We start from the raw sequence: 18222 nt of genomic DNA, 5'->3' as shown, positions 1-18222 counted from the left end.
GCCGCGCGAGCGGAGCGAGCCCAGAGGAGCGGGGAGTGGCCGGTAGTCCGGTTCAGGTCACGGGCACGGTGCTGACGACGCGCCGGGTGGACGCCTACCATGCGCTCACCGTCGTCGCGCCGGGCATCGCCGACCGGTTCCGGCCCGGCCACTTCGTCACGGTGGCCGTCGGAGGCCGCGACTCCTCGATGCTCACCCGGCGGGCCTTCGCCGTCCACGACGTGAAGCCGGACTACGGTGGCACGGTGGAGCTCGTCTTCGGCGTGCGCGGCGCGGGTACGGCCTGGCTCGCCGACCGGAAAGCGCGCGACACGCTCGACCTGGTCGGACCGCTCGGCCGGCCCTTCCCCCTGCCGCGCGACCCCTGCACCTGCGTGCTGGTCGGCGACGAGCACGGCTCGGCGTCGCTGTTCGCGCTGGGCGACGCGCTGCAGCAGCGGGGCTGCCGCGTCGACTTCGTGCTGGGCGCGTCGTCGGCCGACCGGGTCTTCGGGGCGTTGCGGGCGCGCCGGATGGGCGAGACGACCACGCTGACGACCGAGGACGGCTCGCTCGGCATGCGCGGCACGGTGACCGACGTGCTGCCCGGGGTGATCGCCGACGCGCGGGCCGACGCGGTCTACGCGTGCGGGCCCATGCCGACGCTGCGCGGCGTCACGGCGGTCGCCACCCAGTTCGGCATCCCCGTGCAGGTGGCCGTGGAGGAGTCCATGGCGTGCGGCATCGGCGTCTGCATGACGTGCGTCGTGCCCGTCATCGGCGACGACGGCGTGACCCGCATGGTCCGCGCCTGCACCGAGGGGCCGGTGTTCCGGGGCGAGCGGGTGCGGTTCGACGACGTCGGGACGATCCCGTTCGACGCGCTCGGCGCGCCCGGCGGGCGGCATGCCTGAGGCGGGACGGGGGGACCCGCGGTGACGGCAGACCTGCGGACCTACCTGGCGCACGTGGAGTTGCCCAACCCGGTCCTGACCGCCTCCGGCTGCGGCGGGACCGGCCGCGAGCTGGCCCACTTCTCCGACGTCCACCGGCTGGGCGCGTTCGTCACCCGGTCGATCACCATGGCCCCCCGCGCGGGCCGGCCGACGCCGCGGATGGCCGAGACCCCCTCGGGGCTGCTGAACGCCGTGGGCCTGCAGGGCCCGGGCGTCGAGGCGTTCCTGGAGCGCGAGCTGCCCTGGCTGGCCGAGCGCGGGGCCCGCACGGTGGTGTCGATCGGGGGCGGCACCGTGACCGAGTACACCGCGCTGGCGCGGCGCCTGGCCGGGGCCGAGGGCATCACCGCCGTCGAGATCAACCTGTCGTGCCCGAACGTCGAGGACCGCGGCAGGGTGTTCGCCCGCGACGGGTCGGCCGCGGCGGAGGTCGTGGCCTCGGTGCGCGCGGCCACGCCGTACGAGGTGCCGGTCATCGCCAAGCTGTCCCCGGACGTGGCGGACATCGTCGCGGTCGCGAGGGCGTGCGTGGACGGCGGCGCCGACGCCCTCGCGATGATCAACAACCCGGTCGGGATGAGCATCGACGTGGACACGATGCGTCCCGCGCTCGCGGCCGGCACCGGAGGCCTGTCCGGCCCCGCCGTACGGCCCCTGGCCGTGCGCTGCGTCTGGCAGGTCCACGCGGCGCTGCCCGGGGTGCCCATCGTGGGCATGGGCGGCGTCACGACCGGCAGGGACGCCCTTGAGCTCGTCCTGGCGGGCGCCTGCGCCGTCGCGGTGGGCACGGCCCTGTTCCACGACCCCTACGCCTGCCCGCGCGTCCTGAGGGAGCTCGAGGAGCTTCTGCAGGCGCGCGGGTTCGACCGGCTCGCCGACGCGGTGGGCCTGGCCCACCGGCCGGCGGGCGCACAACCACGATCGCGATCAGATCTCGAGGAGAGTTCGCTTTGACCACGCCCGCTCCCATCGCCGTAGCCCTGGACGCGCCCGACCTGGAGACCGCTGCCCGCTGGGCCGGCCTGGTCACCCCGCACGTCTCCACGGTGAAGGTCGGCCTGGAGCTCTACCTGCGGTACGGGCCCGACGTGATCGCCTCGGTGCGCGGCGCCAGCGGCGTGCGGGTCTTCCTGGACCTCAAGCTGCACGACATCCCGAACACGGTCGGCGCCGCCGCCAGGGCGGTCGCGCGGCTCAAGCCGACGTACCTCACCGTGCACGCCGCAGGAGGGCCGGCGATGGTCAGGGCGGCCGTCGAGGCGGCCCCCGGCACCCAGATCGCGGCCGTGACGCTCCTGACGTCGCTTTCCGAGGCCGATCTCGCCGAAATCGGCATCCAGGGACCCCCGGAGGACCTCGTGCGCCGTATGGCCGTCGTGGCCGTCGGGGCGGGCGCCCAGGCCCTCGTCTGCTCCCCCCGGGAGGTCGCCGCCGTACGCGCGGAGGTAGGCCCGGACGTGACGCTCATCACCCCGGGCGTGCGGCTCGCCGGCGCCGACACCCAGGACCAGGCGCGGGTGGCCACCCCGGAGGAGGCGATCGCCCAGGGGGCCGACCTCCTCGTGATCGGACGGCCCATCACGGGGGCCCCCGACCCCGGCGCGGCGGCCGCCGGGATCGCCGCCGCGCTGCGCCGCGTGAGCCCCTGAGGGAGCGCCGCCGCGCTGCGCCGCGTGAGCCTCTGAGGGGCTCGCCCGGCGCGTGCCAGGCCGGAGCCGCGAAGCCGCCCGGAGGCGACCGCGCCCGGCCGTTCCCGGCCCGTTCCCGGCCCGTTCCCGGCCCATGAACGTCTCATGCGCCCGTCACCAAGCGTCATCCGGTTCCGGGCCTGCTGAGGCGGTTTTGATCTACGAAGAGTAACTTTTCGAATACCAAAAGTAGTAAAATCAATTTTGTCGTCGCAGAACCCGCTCTTGACGTTGCCGTTACGGCCAAGACCAGCTAGTTTCCCCCATCGTCCGAGTACATCGACAAGAAATTCGAGGTGACCCGGCGTGGCTCTTCCTCCCCTGACCCCCGAGCAGCGCGCCGCAGCTCTTGAGAAGGCTGCCAAGGCACGCAAGGAGCGTGCCGAGGTCAAGAACCGACTCAAGCACGGCGCGGTTTCTCTGGCTGAGGTGCTGAAGGATGGGCAGACCGATGACGTCATCGGCAAGATGAAGGTCTCGGCTCTGCTGGAGTCGCTCCCTGGCGTCGGCAAGGTCCGCGCCAAGCAGCTCATGGAGCGCCTTGGTATCGCCGAATCCCGCCGCGTGCGGGGTCTCGGCGCCAACCAGCGCGCCTCCCTGGAGCGCGAGTTCGGCGGCGCCGAGAACTGATCTCGGCGGCGTACGAGCGAGTTTCACGGGGGTACGGAGTGACCGACACGTCCCGGTCCGCTGGAGATCGGGCCCACGAGGCAGTCGTGACCAGCGAGTTCCGGACACGCGACGGTGACTCCTTGCCTCGCCCGCGCCTGACGGTCCTTTCCGGTCCGTCGGGTGTGGGGAAGTCCACGGTCGTCGCCGAGCTCCGGCGGTCCCACCCCGAGGTGTGGCTGTCGGTCTCGGTGACAACCAGGAAGCCCCGTCCGGGGGAGCGGCACGGCGTGGAGTACTTCTTCGCCGACGACGACGAGTTCGACGGGCTCGTCGCCTCCGGCGAGCTCCTGGAGTGGGCCGAGTTCGCCGGCAACCGGTACGGCACGCCCAGGCGGCCGGTGCTGGAGAAGCTGGCGGCAGGCGTCCCCACGCTGCTGGAGATCGACCTGCAGGGCGCCAGGCAGGTGCGCACGACGATGCCCGAGGCACTGCTCGTGTTCCTGGCCCCGCCGAGCTGGGAGGAGCTGGAGCGGCGGCTGCGCGGCCGCGGCACCGAGCCTCCCGACGTGATCGCCCGCCGTCTGGACGCGGGCCGGATCGAACTGGCGGCGGAGAAGGAGTTCGACCTCACGATCGTCAACACGTCCGTCAAGGACGTGTGCCACCGGCTGATAGCCTTGATGGGAAACTCACCTAGCTAGGGGAATCACTGACGTGGCAAGCAGCTCCGCCTACGCGGAAGGCATCACCAACCCGTCGATCGACTCGCTCCTCGACATCGTCGACAGCAAGTACAGCCTCGTGATCATGGGTGCGAAGCGGGCGCGCCAGATCAACGCCTACTACTCTCAGCTCGGCGAGGGCCTGCTGGAGTACGTGGGACCCCTCGTGGAGACCCACGCCCAGGAGAAGCCGCTGTCCATCGCCCTGCGCGAGGTCTCCGAGGGTCTGCTCACCTCCGAGCCCATCGAGGGCTGAGCACCGCCTCGAGCCGATGACCTCTGTCGTGCTTGGCGTGAGCGCCGGCATCGCGGTCTACAAGTCCTGCGAGCTGCTCCGCCTTTTCACCGAGTCGGGACACGACGTGCGTGTCGTGCCGACGCGGGACGCTCTGCGGTTCGTCGGCGAGCCGACCTGGGCGGCGCTGTCCGGCAATCCGGTGACCACCGAGGTGTGGGAGTCGGTGCACGAGGTGCCGCACGTGCGCATCGGGCAGTCGGCCGATCTGGTCGTCGTGGCCCCGGCGACGGCGGACGTGCTGGCCAGGGCCGCGCACGGCATGGCCAACGACCTGCTCACCAACACCCTGCTCACGGCGCGCTGCCCGGTGGTGTTCGCGCCGGCGATGCACACCGAGATGTGGGAGCACCCGGCGACGCGGGCGAACGTGGCGACGCTGCGCGAGCGCGGCGCGATCGTGATCGAGCCGGCCGTCGGCAGGCTCACCGGCGCCGACACCGGTCCGGGGCGGCTGCCCGACCCCGCCGAGATCTTCGAGGTGTGCCGCCGTGTGCTGGCGGGCGGGCGCGAGGACCTGGCCGGGCGGCACGTCGTCGTCTCGGCCGGCGGCACCCGCGAGGCGATCGACCCCGTGCGCTTCATCGGCAACCGGTCTTCCGGTCTGCAGGGGTACGCCCTCGCCCGTACGGCCGTCGCCCGGGGCGCGGAGGTGACGCTCGTGGCGGCCAACGTGACGCTGCCCGATCCCGCGGGCGCCAAGGTCGTACGGGTGGAGTCGGCGCGGCAACTGCGCGACGCGGTCCTGGCGGCGGCCGAGCACGCCGACGCGGTCGTGATGGCCGCCGCGGTCGCGGACTTCCGGCCCGTACGGCAGAGCGACACCAAGATCAAGAAGTCGTCCGCCGAGCCCGATCCAATCCATCTGGTGAAAAATCCGGACATCCTGGCCGAGCTGGGTGAGATCCGCCGGGCCAGGCGGGAGGCGTACGCCGGGGGAGACGGGCCGTACGACGCGACGGCGGGCCGCGGGCGCGCAGCCGGAGACGGCGCGGGCGCCCCGGGGGAGGCCACGCCCGGCGGGCCTCGTCCCCGGGTGATCGTGGGTTTCGCGGCGGAGACCGACGACGTCCTGGCCAACGGCCGGGCCAAGCTGCGGCGCAAGGGCTGCGACCTGCTCGTGGTGAACCAGGTCGGGGAGAACCTGGCGTTCGGCACGCCCGACAACGCGGCCGTCGTCCTCACGGCGGAGGGCGGCTCGGTGGACATTCCGAGGGGTCCCAAAGAGGATCTCGCCGACGTAGTGTGGGACATGGTGGCGCAGCGTCTCGCCTGACCTTCGCGTGGTGCCGGCGCGGGCGCCCGCCCCGCCCCCCGCAGGTCGTGCATCGAGGGAGCGATCGTCATGCCGGTGTCCGCCACGATCAGGGAGCGCTGCCGGGCGATGCTCGGGCCCGGCGAGGACATCCGCTACGTGTTCCCCGCGGTGGCCCTGCCGCCCCCCGCCACGATCGGGTTCCTCGTCGTGGTGACGGACCGCTCGATCACTCTGCTGTCCACCAAGATGTTCAGCAGGGACGAGCCCTCCGGGGTGTGGGCCCGTTACCCCCGCCGCACCCGCCTCGGGCCGCTCGAATTCGGGTCGGGCCCCCGGATCGAGATCGGCGGTATGACCCTGGAGGTCGACGACGAGTACGCGGCCGTGGTCGCGGCGGCGGACGCGGAGGCGTTCTCGCCCGGCGACCTGCCCAGAGATCCCTTACCCGACCTGTGACTCGCCGTCCGGGGGAGCGGCAGGCCTTATCGCGGACTGCTGACTCTGTGACCGGAACCCGGACGGCTTCGCCGCTCCGCAGCGCCTAGGGCTAGACTCGCGTGAGCATCGAGTGGCCGCGGTGGGGCTCGGCTCTACCGCCGGTCACTCATGGACGTCAGCAGCCGCTGCATGAGGAGCCCTGAGTTGTCCCGTCGCCTGTTCACCTCCGAGTCGGTCACCGAGGGCCACCCGGACAAGATCGCCGACCAGATCAGTGACGCGATTCTCGACGCCATGCTCAAGGACGACCCCAAGAGCCGGGTCGCCGTCGAGACGCTGATCACTACTGGCCAGGTCCACGTCGCCGGCGAGGTGACGACGGAGACCTACGTCGACATCCCCGCCCTGATCCGCGAGAAGATCCTCGAGATCGGGTACGACGCCTCCCACAAGGGCTTCGACGGCGCCTCCTGTGGCGTGTCGGTGTCCATCGGCGCGCAGTCGCCGGACATCGCGCAGGGCGTGGACGACGCCTACGAGCACCGTGAGGGCGAGGGCGCCGACGACTTCGACCGCCAGGGCGCGGGCGACCAGGGCCTGATGTTCGGCTACGCCTGCCGCGAGACCCCCGAGCTGATGCCGCTGCCGATCACGCTCGCGCACCGGATGGCCCGGCGGCTGTCGGAGGTCCGCAAGAACGGCACGGTTCCCTACCTGCGCCCGGACGGCAAGACCCAGGTCACGATCGAGTACGACGGCGACCGGCCGGTCCGCCTGGACACCGTGGTCGTCTCCACCCAGCACGCCCCGGAGATCGACCTGCGGGAGATGCTGACCCCGGACATCCGCGAGCACGTGGTCGAGCCCATCCTGGCCGACCTGGACATCGAGACCGAGGGCTACCGCCTGCTGGTCAACCCGACCGGCCGTTTCGAGATCGGCGGCCCGATGGGCGACGCCGGGCTCACCGGCCGGAAGATCATCATCGACACCTACGGCGGCATGGCCCGCCACGGCGGCGGCGCGTTCTCCGGCAAGGACCCGTCCAAGGTCGACCGCTCGGCCGCCTACGCCATGCGCTGGGTCGCCAAGAACGTCGTCGCGGCCGGTCTGGCCGACCGCTGCGAGGTCCAGGTCGCCTACGCCATCGGCAAGGCCCAGCCGGTGGGCCTGTTCGTCGAGACGTTCGGCACCGAGAAGGCGCCGGTCAACGTGATCCAGGACGCGGTGCTCCAGGTGTTCGACCTGCGTCCGGCCGCGATCATCCGCGACCTCGACCTGCTGCGCCCGATCTACTCCGAGACCGCCGCCTACGGCCACTTCGGCCGTGAGGGCTTCTCCTGGGAGTCCACCGACCGGGCCGACGCCCTGCGTACGGCCGCCGGTCTGTGACCCGCTCCTGACGACCTCGGCGACACCGTCGCCCCCGGCGGCGCCCGCCCTTACGGCGGGCGCCGCTCTCGTGTGCGCGCCGCCGGTCCGGGCCGTCCACAGGCGGCGGGCGTACGTGCGATTGCGGCGCGCCGGTTCTGGTAGGACGTAGGAGTGACCGAGCCGACCCGCGTTCCGCACCCGCAGGAGGCGCTCCTCCCGGCGCCCCCCGCCGCCCCCGAGCAGCAGCGGGGAAGCGCAGAGCGGCAGCGGGGAAGCGCAGAGCGGCAGCGGGGGAGCACAGAGCGGCAGCGGGGGAGCACAGAGCGGCAGCGGGCGAGCGCGGGAGGGGCGCGGCCGGGCGCGGCCAAGGGCGCGCGGGAGGCGGCGCCCGAGCTGCCCGTCGCCCGGGTCGTGGTGGACACGCCGCTGCCGCACCTCGACCGGCCCTTCGACTACCTCGTCCCCTCCACGATGGACGCCGAGGCGGTGCCCGGCTGCCGGGTGCGCGTCCGCTTCGCCGGTCAGCTCGCCGACGGCTATCTCCTCGAGCGGCTGGCCGAGAGCGAGCACACGGGCAGGTTGTCCTTCCTGGAACGGGTGATCTCCCCGGAGCCCGTCCTCACCTCCGACATCGCCCGGCTGGCCCGCGCCGTGGCCGACCGGTACGGGGGGACCATGCCCGACATCCTGCGGCTGGCCGTTCCGCCGCGTCACGCCCGGGTCGAGTCCGAGGCCAAGGCTCCCGCCCGCCGGGCGGCGTCCGCCGCCGGAGAGGTCCCGGCTCCCGCAGGGCAGGGCGTACGCGTGACGGTGGACGCCGGCGGCACACGCTCGGCCGAAGGCGGGGAGACCGCGGGTCAGGAGCCGGTTCAGGGAGGCTCGGAGCACGCGCGCCCGACCCACGGGGACACGATCCAGGCGGACACGGCGCGCGCGGACACCGCGGACCCGGACCCGGCGCGCGCACACGAGGGCATGGTGCGCGAGGGTGCGGTGCGCGAGGGTGCGGTGCGCGAGGGTGCGGTGCGCGAGGGTGCGGCGGGGGAGGACACGCCGGGCGAGACGGCGGGACGGCGGGCGGCGCGGGCGCACGGCGACGCCTGGAGCGCCTACCCGGCGGGCGCGTCCTTCCTGGAGGCGCTGGCCGAGGGCAGGGCGCCGCGCGCCGTGTGGACGGCACTGCCCGGCACGGACGCCGGCGGACCGTCGTGGCCGCACGCCATCGCGGCCGCCGCGCGGGCGACCCTGGACGGCGGCCGGGGCGTCGTCGTGGCGGTGCCCGACGGCAAGGACGTGGCGCTGGTGACGGCGGCCCTGGGCGAGACGCCGCACGTGGCGATCACGGCGGACCTCGGGCCCGCGGAGCGTTACCGGCGCTGGCTCAAGGCGTTGCGCGGCGAGGTCGGGATCGTGGTGGGAAACCGGCCCGCGGCGTACGCGCCGGTGGCCCGGCTGGGGCTGGCGGTCGTCTGGGACGACGGCGACGACCTGCACGCCGAGCGCCACGCGCCCTATCCGCACACCCGGGAGGTGCTCGGCCTGCGCGCTCACCAGGCCGGGGCGGGCCTGCTGGTCGGCGGCTACGCGCGTACGGCCGAGGCCACGGCGCTCGTCGAGGCGGGCTGGGCCGCCCCGCTCGTCCCGGACCGGGCGGCCGTCAGGGCCCGGGCGCCCAGGGTGCGTCCGGCGGGCGACGACGCGGAGCTGGCCCGCGACCAGGCGGCCAGGGCCGCCCGCCTGCCCAGCGTCGCCTGGCGGGCGCTGCGGGAGGGACTGGAGCACGGGCCGGTGCTCGTCCAGGTGCCGCGCAGGGGTTACCTGCCCGCGCTGGCGTGCCGGCACTGCCGCGCCCCGGCGCGCTGCTCCGGGCTGCCGCCGGCGCGCCCGGCCCAGGCGCCGGACGCCGCTCCGGGAGGCGCGGCGGCGCGCGGCGGCGACGCGCGGGGCCGTGACGGAACGGGACCCGGCCGCGGACCAGGCGTCCACCCCGCCGGTGTCCGCGAGGTCCGCGCCGATGTCCACCGCGCGGGGGGCGGCGGGACGGGCCCGGCGGGCGGCAGGGCGAGGATGCTCGCCGAGCCGGTGCTCGTGGAGTCCCCGTCCACGGGACCGGTCTGCTCGGGCCCGCTCGCGCTGCGCGGCGGGCACGCCGTGCCGTACTGCCGCTGGTGCGGCCGGATCGCGGGCGACTGGCGCTGCCCGTCCTGTGGCGGGACCGGCGTAAGGGCCGTCATCGTCGGCGCGCGGCGCACGGCCGAGGAGCTGGGCCGGGCCTTTCCGTCGGTCGCCGTCCGCACCAGCGGGCGCGACGGCGTGCTCGCGACGGTGAGCGGCGCCCCGGCGCTGGTCGTGGCGACGCCCGGGGCCGAGCCCGTGCCGGACGGCGGCTACGCGGCCGCGGTGCTGCTCGACGGATGGGCGCTGCTGGGCCGCCCCGACCTGCGGGCGGCCGAGGAGGCGCTGCGCCGCTGGACCAACGCCGCCGCCCTGTTGCGGCCGGCGGGGGAGCTGGTGGTCCTGGCCGACGCCGCGGTGCCCGCCGTACAGGCCCTGCTGCGCTGGGACCCCGTCACCTTCTCCGAACGCGAGCTGGACGAGCGGGCCGAGCTGGGCTTTCCCCCGGCCGTGCGGATGGCGACGCTGACGGGGCCGGCGGCGGCGATCAGGGAGACGCTCGCGGACGCCGTGCTGCCGCCGGGAGCGCAGATCCTGGGGCCGGTGCCGGTGGAGGGCGGGCCGGAGCGGGCCATGGTCCGGGTGCCGCGTCACCTCGGGTCCGCACTGGCCCGCGCGCTCAAAGGCGCCTCCGGTGTGCGCTCCGCGCGCAAGGCGCCGGACGTGGTACGTGTGAACATAGATCCTCTCGATCTCATCTGACCGATTCGCCTCGCACAAAGCGAGCCGTTAGCGTGCCTGTGTGTCGATCGAATGGGTGAACCGGGCCATCGACGGCCTCCGCGCCTGGGGGCGCGGGCGGAACGTCGAGGTCGACGTCGACGAGGTGCGTCTGCTGTGCGACTACGCCAGCGACTACCTGGAGGTGAACGAACTGGGTGATTTCCGGCCGGGCACCTTCGAGGAGCTCCTGCTGGAGATCTACCCGCGCAAGGTGATCGCGCCGCCGGAGAGCGCGCCGGAGACGGTGGCCGCGGCGCGGACGCTGGTCGAGTTCCTGCTGGACACGGGCGAGATCGGCAGCAAGACGGCGGTCCGGATGCGGGAGACCATCGACCGCATCGAGCCGGAGATGCCGCGAGCGCTCGCCGACACGTCCAAGTTCGGCATGGCCAAGAGCCTGTTCAGCGCCATCGGGCCCGACTCGTTGGAGCTCGACGCGGCCCAGGGCGCTGCCGCGGAGGGCGCGGCGGACGGCGGCGAGTGCGACTGCCCCGGCTGCGCGCCCCTGCCGCCCGTACGGCTCGCGCCGCGCGAGGAGGTGGCGCGCGCCGTGCGCGAGGTGCCGCTGCTGCGCGACGCCCACCGGGTGGTGACGTGGCTGGTGGAGGGCGGCCGGACCGTGACGACGCGCCGGTCCCTGCGGGTCAGGGACGCGCGCGCGTGCACGGCCGAGCTCGGCGTCGAGCGTCCCGAGCCGGCCTGGCGCCTCGCGCTCGACCTGGGCCTCGCCCGGCTCGACGGCACGGCCGTCGCGACCGGGGAGGTGTTCCGCGAGCTGAGTTCCCGCGGGGAGGAGGAGCTGCTCGGCCTGTGGCGGGGAACGCTGGAGTTCCTCGTCGAAAGGTGCGGGCCGTTCACCGGGGAGGCGGTGGTGGACGAGGGGATGTCCCAGATCCACGACCTGCTCTACCGGCTGCAGTCGCCCGTCCCGGTGGACGCGCTCGCCGACTACCTGCGCGAGGTCGCCGCCGGGCGGCCGGTGGGCAGGCTCGACGAGGCGCTGACCGCTCTGGCGTACGCGGGAACGGTCCAGCCCACCGAGGACGGCCTGTCACTGACCCCGCACGCGCTGTGGGGCCTGCGCGAGCTGTACGCCGGCATGGGCCTGGACGCGCCGCTCGCGCCGGCCCCGGCCGAGGGGGACGCGAGCGGGCTGATCGCCGGCCTCATCGGCGACGGCACGGCGGACGAGGCGGCCGAGCGGGACATCGCCGAGTGGCTGTCGCGGCGGACCGCCGAGCAGGCGGCGGCGGAGCTGCTGGCCGCCGTGGCCGGAGCTCCCGCGGAGGTGCGCGGGGTCGCGGTGACAATCGTGGACCGGCTGGGCGTGGAGGCGGCGGCGGTCGTTCGGTCCTACCTGGACGACGCCGAGCTCCGCCCGCACGCCATCCACTGGCTGTCCTCGCGCGGCCTCGACGCGCCCGCGCTCACCCCCGAGGAGGTCCTGTGGGTGAGCGTCGACATGCTGGCGCTGGCGCTGCCCGCCGCCGAGGCCGACCCGGAGGGCTTCGCGGAGAACATCGCGGCCTCGGGGCCGCCCGCGCACCTGATCGAGGACATGTGGCGGGTGGACCATCCCGACGTGGTCGAGGTTCTCGAACTGCTCGGCAGCACGCTGGCGGACCAGGCGGCGGCCAAGGCCGCCCGGAAAGCGGCTTTCAAGGCTCGTTCGCGGGGCATCAGGTGACTGCTGTGCAGTAAGTTGCTGGAATGGCCGACAGCGACGTGCTCACCTTCCCGCCGGTCGACATCGTGCCCGACGAGCAGCTCGTCCACGCGGTGCGGGAGGTCCCGCTCGTGCGGGACGCCCGCCGCCTCGCCGAGTGGGTCAGGGGCCGCTGCGACGCCTCCGCGCGGGGCGTCTGCGAGGTGACCGAGCAGGGGATGCCGCACCCGGCCGAGGCCGAGGCGGCGGTCGCCGAGCTGGGCCTGGAGGCCGCCAGGCTGCGCCTGCTGTGGGTGGTCGCGGTCAACGGCCGTCTGGTGGAGGTCACCCGGCAGGGCGCCAGCCCCGGGCTCGGCGTGCCCGACCCGATGGAGTTCTGGGACGGCGTGGTCATGGACGTGCTCGACCGGACCGAGGAGGGCCTGACCGGGTCGGCCGTCATCGACGAGCATCTGACCGAGATCCTCGCGACGATCTACTCGGTGCGTGAGGGGATGCCGCTCGCGGCCCTGGCCGGCGGCATCCTGCAGGCCCACGAGGTGGGCTGCGAGGCGCGGCCGGCGGATCTGCGGCGGCTGCGGATGACGCTGCCGGGGGAACTGGCGGCGGCCATGGCGCTGCTGGAGTACTGCGGGCTGATCGAGCTGACCGGCGAGCTGGTCCGGCTCACCCAGCCGGGCGTGTGGGCCGTGCGCCGCGACCTGCTCAGGGAGGGCCACGACGCGCCGTCTCTCGGGGAGGTGGCCGCGCTCGCCGAGCTGGGGGCCGCCGACCTCATCGACGCCATGCTGACCGGCCGCGCCTCGGCCAGCGCCGCCACGCTCTGGCTGGAGCGCCGGGTGCCGGAGGACGCGGCGCGCGAGCTCATCAAGATCGCCGCGTCCGGCAACGCCGCCCAGCGCGGCACCGCGGGGACCGTGCTGGAGGAGCTGGGCCCGGAGGCCGAGCAGGCCGTACGGGAGGCCCTGGACGAGCCGATGATGTGGCGTTACGCCGCGGCGTGGCTGGGCGTGCGCGACCTGGACGCGCCGGCTCTCGGCGAGGGCGACGGCGCCTGGGTGGCGGTGGACACCCTCGCCGCCCTGCTCTACATCGGCGCCCCGGTCGACTCGGTGGCCCACTTCGACCTCCTCGGGGAGGACCTGCTCACGCTGGTGCCCGAGATGGGCCGGGCCGACCACCCCGACGCCCTGGCCGTGCTGGAGATGCTCGGCAGGCACCACCCCGATCCGCTGATCGCGAAGACCGCCAGGAAGACGGCGATGAAGGTGCGCTCACGCCCGTAGACTGGGGTGATCCTCCTCGTGTACGTGACGTGAACGGAGCCAACCCTTGGCCATTCAGCCGATCCGCCTGTTCGGCGACCCGGTGCTGCGCACTCCGGCCGAGCCGGTGGTCGACTTCGACAAGGAACTGCGCAAGCTCGTCAAGGACCTGACCGACACGATGATGGACGCGCCGGGCGCCGGCCTGGCCGCGCCGCAGATCGGCGTCGGCCTTCGTGTGTTCACCTACTACGTGGACGAGCAGCTCGGGCACCTCATCAACCCCGATCTCGACCTCGGCGGCGAGATCGACGAGGAGGGCGAGGAGGGCTGCCTGTCCTTCCCCGGCCTGTCCTTCCCGACGCCCCGCGCGATCAGGGCGGTGGCCAAGGGCTTCAACATGTACGGCGAGCCGGTGACGCTCGAGGGCACCGACCTCATGGCGCGCTGCTTCCAGCACGAGACCGACCATCTCGACGGCGTGCTGTTCATCGACCGGCTGGACTCCAAGCAGCGCAAGCTCGCCATGAAGGCGATCCGCGAGGCCGAGTGGAGCGGCCTGTCGGCGCCGGTGGTGAAGATCTCGCCGCACGCCACGCAGGGAAGGGCGCTGTAGTGCGCCTGGTCTTCGCCGGCACTCCCGACACCGCGCTTCCGTCGCTGCGCGCCCTGCTGGACTCGCCCCGTCACGAGGTGGCGGCCGTGGTGACCCGGCCGGACGCGCAGTCCGGCCGGGGGCGCAAGGTCCACCCCAGCCCCGTGGCCCAGCTCGCGGAGGAGTCGGGGATCGAGGTGCTCAAACCGGCCAAGGCCGGCGACCCGGAGTTCCTCGGCCGGTTGAGGGAGATCGGCCCCGACTGCTGCCCGGTCGTCGCGTACGGCGCCCTGCTGCCGCAGGCGGCGCTCGACATCCCCCCGCAGGGGTGGATCAACCTGCATTTCTCGGTGCTTCCGGCCTGGCGCGGCGCGGCGCCCGTGCAGCACGCCGTGCTGCACGGGGACGACGTCACCGGCGCCTCGACCTTCCGCATCGTCAAGGAGCTGGACGCGGGGCCGGTCTTCGGCGTGCTCACCGAGCCGATCCGCGCCGACGACACCAGCGGGGCGTTGCTGGCCCGGCTCGCGGAGGCCGGTGCGGGCCTGCTGCTGGCCACACTCGACGGCGTCGAGGACGGCACGCTGGAGGCGCGCCCGCAGCCCGCCGACGGCGTCAGCCTGGCCCCCAAGATCACGGTCGAGGCCGCCAGGATCGACTGGGCCGCGCCCGCCATGCGGGTGGACCGGCTGGTGCGGGCCTGCACGCCGAATCCCGGCGCGTGGGCCGAGTTCCGCGGCCAGCGGGTCAAGATCGGCCCGATACGGCTCGCGCCCGACGCGGGCAAGCTCGCCCCGGGGGAGATCTCGGCCACGCGGAAGAGCGTCCTCGTCGGGACCGGCACCCACCCCGTCGAGCTCGGCGAGGTGCAGCCGCAGGGCAAGCGGCAGATGACGGCGGCCGAGTGGGGCCGCGGCGTCCGGTTCGCGGACGGTGAGACCCTGGTCTGAAGGGCCGTCCAGCGGGGCCCGGCGCCGCGCCGGAAGGAGGCGGGCGATGGCAGGCACGCCGGGGCGGCGGGCAGCGGGAAGAAGGCCGCCGAGCCCGAGACGGCGGATCAGTTACGGCGGATCAGTGACGGCGGGCCAGTGGTGGCGGAGCCGAAGGCGGCGCATCGGCAAGTGACAGGGTCGAAGGTGGCAGGGTCGAAGGTGGCAGGGTCGAAGGTGACACCGTGAAGCAGGGCAAAGGTCAGGGCGGCGGCGCGCGGCGCGGTCAAGGCGGCGGCCAGGGAGGCGGCCAGGGTGGCGGCACTGGGCAGGTCCGTCCCGGGCACGGCGGCAGGGCGGGTCACGGCGGGCCGTCCGCGCACGCGGCGAAGGCCGGGCAGAGGCAGGGCCGCGGACGCCCGCCCCGCGACGAGGCGCGCAACGCCGCCTACGACCTGATGCGGGCCGTCGACGAGCGCGACGCGTACGCCAACCTGCTCATGCCGACGCTGCTGCGGCAGCGGCGGATCACCGGCCGCGACGCGGCCCTCGCCACCGAACTCGCCTACGGCACGCTGCGCGGCCTCGGGACCTACGACGAGGTCATCGCCGCCTGCAGCGACCGGCCGCCGGAGGAGGTGGACCCGCCGCTGCTCGACGCGGTGCGGCTCGGCGTCCACCAGCTCCTGCGTACGCGGATCCCGCCGCACGCGGCGGTCAGCGCCACCATCGACCTCGTACGGCTGCGCGTGGGGGCCGGGCCCTCCCGCTACGCCAACGCCGTGCTGCGCAAGGTGGCGGGCCGCACGCTGGAGCAGTGGCTGGAGATCGTCGCGCCGCCGCGCGCGCAGGATCCGGTCGGCAACCTGTCGGTCGCCTACAGCCACCCGCGCTGGATCGTCTCCGCCCTGCGGGACGCGGTCGGCGGGGACGTGGACGAGACGGCCGCGCTGCTCGAGGCCGACAACGAGCGGCCCCGGGTGGCGCTGGTGGCGCGGCCGGGGCGGGCCACGGTGGAGGAGCTGGTCGCGGCCGGGGCCGAGCGGGCCGCCTACTCGCCGTACGCCGTGTATCTGCCGGAGGGCGACCCGGGCGCCATCCCGGCGGTGGGGGAGGCGCGCGCCGCGGTGCAGGACGAGGCCAGCCAGCTCGTCGCGCTCGCGCTGACCCGCGTGCCGCTCGACCGCGACGCGACGTGGCTGGACATGTGCGCGGGGCCCGGCGGGAAGGCGGGGCTGCTCGACGCGGTGGCGATGCGGCAGGGCGCCCGGCTGCTCGGCGCCGACGTGCAGTATCACCGCGCCCGGCTGGTGTGGGGCACCACCCGCGAGGCGAAGGTGATCACTGCCGACGGCACCCGGCCCGCCTGGCGGCCCGGCGCGTTCGACCGGGTGATGCTCGACGCGCCCTGCACCGGGCTCGGCGCCCTGCGCAGGCGGCCGGAGGCACGGTGGCGCCGCGACCCCCGCAGCGTCCCCGAGCTCACCGCACTGCAGCGGCGGCTGCTGGACTCGGCGCTCGAGGCCGTCCGGCCGGGCGGCGTGGTGGCGTACGTGACCTGCTCGCCGCACCTGGCCGAGACCCGGGCGGTGGTGGAGGACGTGCGCGACCGGGCCGAGGTGCTTGACGCGCGCGCGTTCCTGCCGGAGGTGCCCGGCCTCGGCGACGGGCCGTACGCGCAGTTCTGGCCGCATCGGCACGGCACCGACGCGATGTTCCTGGCGCTGCTGCGGCGTCCCTAGCGGGTGCCGCCGGCACCGGTCGTGAGTCCTCGGACGTCGTGAACACCACGACGCCCTTCTCAGCGAGGGGTGACGTGCGCGCCCGGTGAACGGTCCTGCCCGTGGCGGCGAGTTTCGCCCGCGGCGGCATATTTCGCGGCTGTTCCCCGGGTGCGGACGGATCTTGGTTGGTAACGTTCGGGCCGTGCCGCGACCCGGCGGCGCCTTGGTGAGCATGAGGCAGGCCCATGACCACGACCGACTTCGACCGCGCCCGGCTGACCAGCCCGCCGCGCATCCGCTCGCTGCGCCTGGGCGAGCTCACGGTCAGCTTCGTCCCGGACGGGGCGGGGCGCCTGAAGCGCGGATGGCTGCCCGCCGCCACCGCCGCCGACTGGGAGACCCTCCACGACTATCTCGACGGGGACGGCTTCCTGACCGGAGCCTTCGGCGCGCTGCTGGTGGAGCGGGGCGAGCGGGCGCTGCTCATCGACACCGGCCTGGGGCCCGCGTCGCTCCCCGACGACCCCGGCAACCCGCTGCTGGGCAGCCTGTCCGGCGGTGAACTGCTCGACAACCTGCGGCGGCTGGGCCGCGAGCCGGGCCAGATCGAGGCCGTCGCGATCACCCACCTGCACATCGACCACCTGGGCTGGGCCTGGAGCGCCGCCCCCGGCGACGGCGCTCCGCCGTTCGCGCACGCTCCCCACCTCGTCGCTGCGCCCGAATGGGAGCGGCGCGAACTGGCCGCCCAGGCCGGGGCGACCGCGGACCGCCTGGCCGCCTTCGCCTCCCGCGTCCGCACGGTCGACGACGGCGAGGAGGTCTTCCCCGGCGTCCGGGCGTCGTTCGCCACCGGGCACACCGTCGGCCACACCACCTACGTCATCACCGGCGGCGACCAGAGGCTCATCGCCTTCGGCGACGCTCTCCACTCGCCGGTCCAGGTCATCCATCCCGAGTGGTCCTGTGCGATCGACCACGACCCCACGGAATCGGAGGAACGCCGCCGCCGCCTGGTCGAGGAGCTGAGCCGGCCCGGCACCATCGGCTACGGCGGTCACTTCGCCGACGTGGTCTTCGGCCGGGCCGAGCCCCGCCCCGACGGCCGGTTCACCTGGGTTCCCGTCGCGTGACCGTTCCGGGCGCCGGGACGGGGCGGGCGGGACGCCCGGCGAAATAGACTGCAGGGACTATGGCCGTTCAGATCTCGCCCAGCATCCTGTCCGCTGACTTCGCCCGCCTCGCCGACGAGGCCGCACGGGTGGAGAACGTCGCCGACTGGCTCCACGTCGACGTGATGGACTACCAGTTCGTGCCCAACCTCACGCTCGGCCTGCCGGTCGTCGAGTCGCTGCTGAAGACCACCTCGACGCCGATCGACTGCCATCTGATGATCCAGGACCCGGACCGGTGGGCGCCGGACTACGCGGAGGCGGGAGCGGCGAGCGTCACGATCCACGCCGAGGCGGCCAAGGCCGCCGTGCGTACGCTGCGGGCGATCCGCGCCGCCGGGGCGAGGGCCGGCCTGGCGCTGAACCCGGCGACCGCCGTCGAGGGATACGAGGACCTGCTCCCCGAGATCGACATGCTGCTCGTCATGACCGTCGAGCCGGGCTTCGGAGGGCAGCGCTTCCTCGACATCGTGCTGCCGAAGGTGTCCCGGGCGAGGGCGCTGATCGACAAGCACGGCGGCGAGGTGTGGCTCCAGGTCGACGGCGGCGTGTCCACGGAGACGATCGAGCGCTGCGCGGAGGCCGGGGCCGACGTGTTCGTGGCGGGCAACGCCGTCTACGGCGCCGACGACCCCGCCCGCGCCGTCGCCG

Annotated in this window: 17 protein-coding genes; all 17 read left to right on the top strand. The window is 74.3% G+C overall.

Annotation, left to right across the window (positions count from 1 at the left end; translation table 11 throughout):
- Positions 1-35 precede the first annotated feature (35 nt).
- Entirely contained in the window at positions 36-893 is an 858-nt protein-coding gene (locus AB0J39_RS18395; protein WP_363465957.1) for a dihydroorotate dehydrogenase electron transfer subunit, read from the top strand.
- 21 nt (positions 894-914) lie between these two features.
- The gene (locus AB0J39_RS18390) at positions 915-1889 is read left to right on the top strand and encodes a dihydroorotate dehydrogenase (RefSeq protein ID WP_363465955.1); all 975 of its coding nucleotides are present in this window, start codon (positions 915-917) and stop codon (positions 1887-1889) included.
- Positions 1886-2584 (top strand): orotidine-5'-phosphate decarboxylase, encoded by a 699-nt coding sequence (gene pyrF / locus AB0J39_RS18385; RefSeq protein ID WP_363465953.1) that lies wholly within the window; start codon positions 1886-1888, stop codon positions 2582-2584. Before AB0J39_RS18390 ends, pyrF begins: the two co-directional genes overlap by 4 nt.
- Positions 2585-2929: 345 nt before the next feature.
- Positions 2930-3253: an integration host factor, actinobacterial type gene (mihF, locus tag AB0J39_RS18380; RefSeq protein ID WP_169978578.1), complete on the top strand. Its 324-nt coding sequence runs from the start codon at positions 2930-2932 to the stop codon at positions 3251-3253.
- A gap of 86 nt (positions 3254-3339) precedes the next feature.
- On the top strand, positions 3340-3936 hold the full coding sequence (gmk, locus tag AB0J39_RS18375) for a guanylate kinase (protein ID WP_363465950.1): 597 nt from the start codon (positions 3340-3342) through the stop codon (positions 3934-3936).
- A 13-nt stretch (positions 3937-3949) separates the two neighbouring features.
- Positions 3950-4213 (top strand): DNA-directed RNA polymerase subunit omega, encoded by a 264-nt coding sequence (gene rpoZ, locus AB0J39_RS18370; protein ID WP_363465948.1) that lies wholly within the window; start codon positions 3950-3952, stop codon positions 4211-4213.
- A gap of 16 nt (positions 4214-4229) precedes the next feature.
- Positions 4230-5528: a bifunctional phosphopantothenoylcysteine decarboxylase/phosphopantothenate--cysteine ligase CoaBC gene (coaBC, locus tag AB0J39_RS18365; RefSeq protein WP_363465946.1), complete on the top strand. Its 1299-nt coding sequence runs from the start codon at positions 4230-4232 to the stop codon at positions 5526-5528.
- Positions 5529-5597: 69 nt separating this feature from the next.
- A complete protein-coding gene (locus AB0J39_RS18360) occupies positions 5598-5966 on the top strand; it encodes a hypothetical protein (protein WP_169978572.1) in 369 nt (122 codons plus the stop codon).
- A gap of 186 nt (positions 5967-6152) precedes the next feature.
- Positions 6153-7340: a methionine adenosyltransferase gene (gene metK / locus AB0J39_RS18355; RefSeq protein ID WP_363465943.1), complete on the top strand. Its 1188-nt coding sequence runs from the start codon at positions 6153-6155 to the stop codon at positions 7338-7340.
- A 153-nt stretch (positions 7341-7493) separates the two neighbouring features.
- Positions 7494-10199, top strand: a complete 2706-nt coding sequence (locus AB0J39_RS18350) for a primosomal protein N' (protein ID WP_363465940.1) — start codon at positions 7494-7496, stop codon at positions 10197-10199.
- A gap of 40 nt (positions 10200-10239) precedes the next feature.
- A complete protein-coding gene (locus AB0J39_RS18345) occupies positions 10240-11907 on the top strand; it encodes a hypothetical protein (RefSeq protein WP_363465937.1) in 1668 nt (555 codons plus the stop codon).
- 23 nt (positions 11908-11930) lie between these two features.
- Positions 11931-13172, top strand: a complete 1242-nt coding sequence (locus AB0J39_RS18340; protein ID WP_363465935.1) for a hypothetical protein — start codon at positions 11931-11933, stop codon at positions 13170-13172.
- A 46-nt stretch (positions 13173-13218) separates the two neighbouring features.
- Entirely contained in the window at positions 13219-13767 is a 549-nt protein-coding gene (gene def / locus AB0J39_RS18335; protein WP_363465932.1) for a peptide deformylase, read from the top strand.
- Entirely contained in the window at positions 13767-14696 is a 930-nt protein-coding gene (gene fmt, locus AB0J39_RS18330; protein WP_363465930.1) for a methionyl-tRNA formyltransferase, read from the top strand. The genes def and fmt overlap by 1 nt, the downstream gene beginning before the upstream one ends.
- 437 nt (positions 14697-15133) lie before the next feature.
- Positions 15134-16417 carry a transcription antitermination factor NusB gene (locus tag AB0J39_RS18325; RefSeq protein ID WP_363465997.1) on the top strand — a complete coding sequence of 428 codons (1284 nt, stop codon included), beginning with the start codon at positions 15134-15136 and terminating at the stop codon, positions 16415-16417.
- A gap of 227 nt (positions 16418-16644) precedes the next feature.
- On the top strand, positions 16645-17532 hold the full coding sequence (locus AB0J39_RS18320) for an MBL fold metallo-hydrolase (protein ID WP_363465928.1): 888 nt from the start codon (positions 16645-16647) through the stop codon (positions 17530-17532).
- Between the two features lie 59 nt (positions 17533-17591).
- The coding region (rpe, locus tag AB0J39_RS18315; RefSeq protein WP_363465926.1) for a ribulose-phosphate 3-epimerase at positions 17592-18222 on the top strand (631 nt) is incomplete at its 3' end.

This window comes from Microbispora sp. NPDC049633 (assembly GCF_040675265.1).
Classification (GTDB): domain Bacteria; phylum Actinomycetota; class Actinomycetes; order Streptosporangiales; family Streptosporangiaceae; genus Microbispora; species Microbispora maris.
Note: the sequence above shows the minus strand (reverse complement) of the source record. Positions and strands in the feature narration are given on the sequence as shown.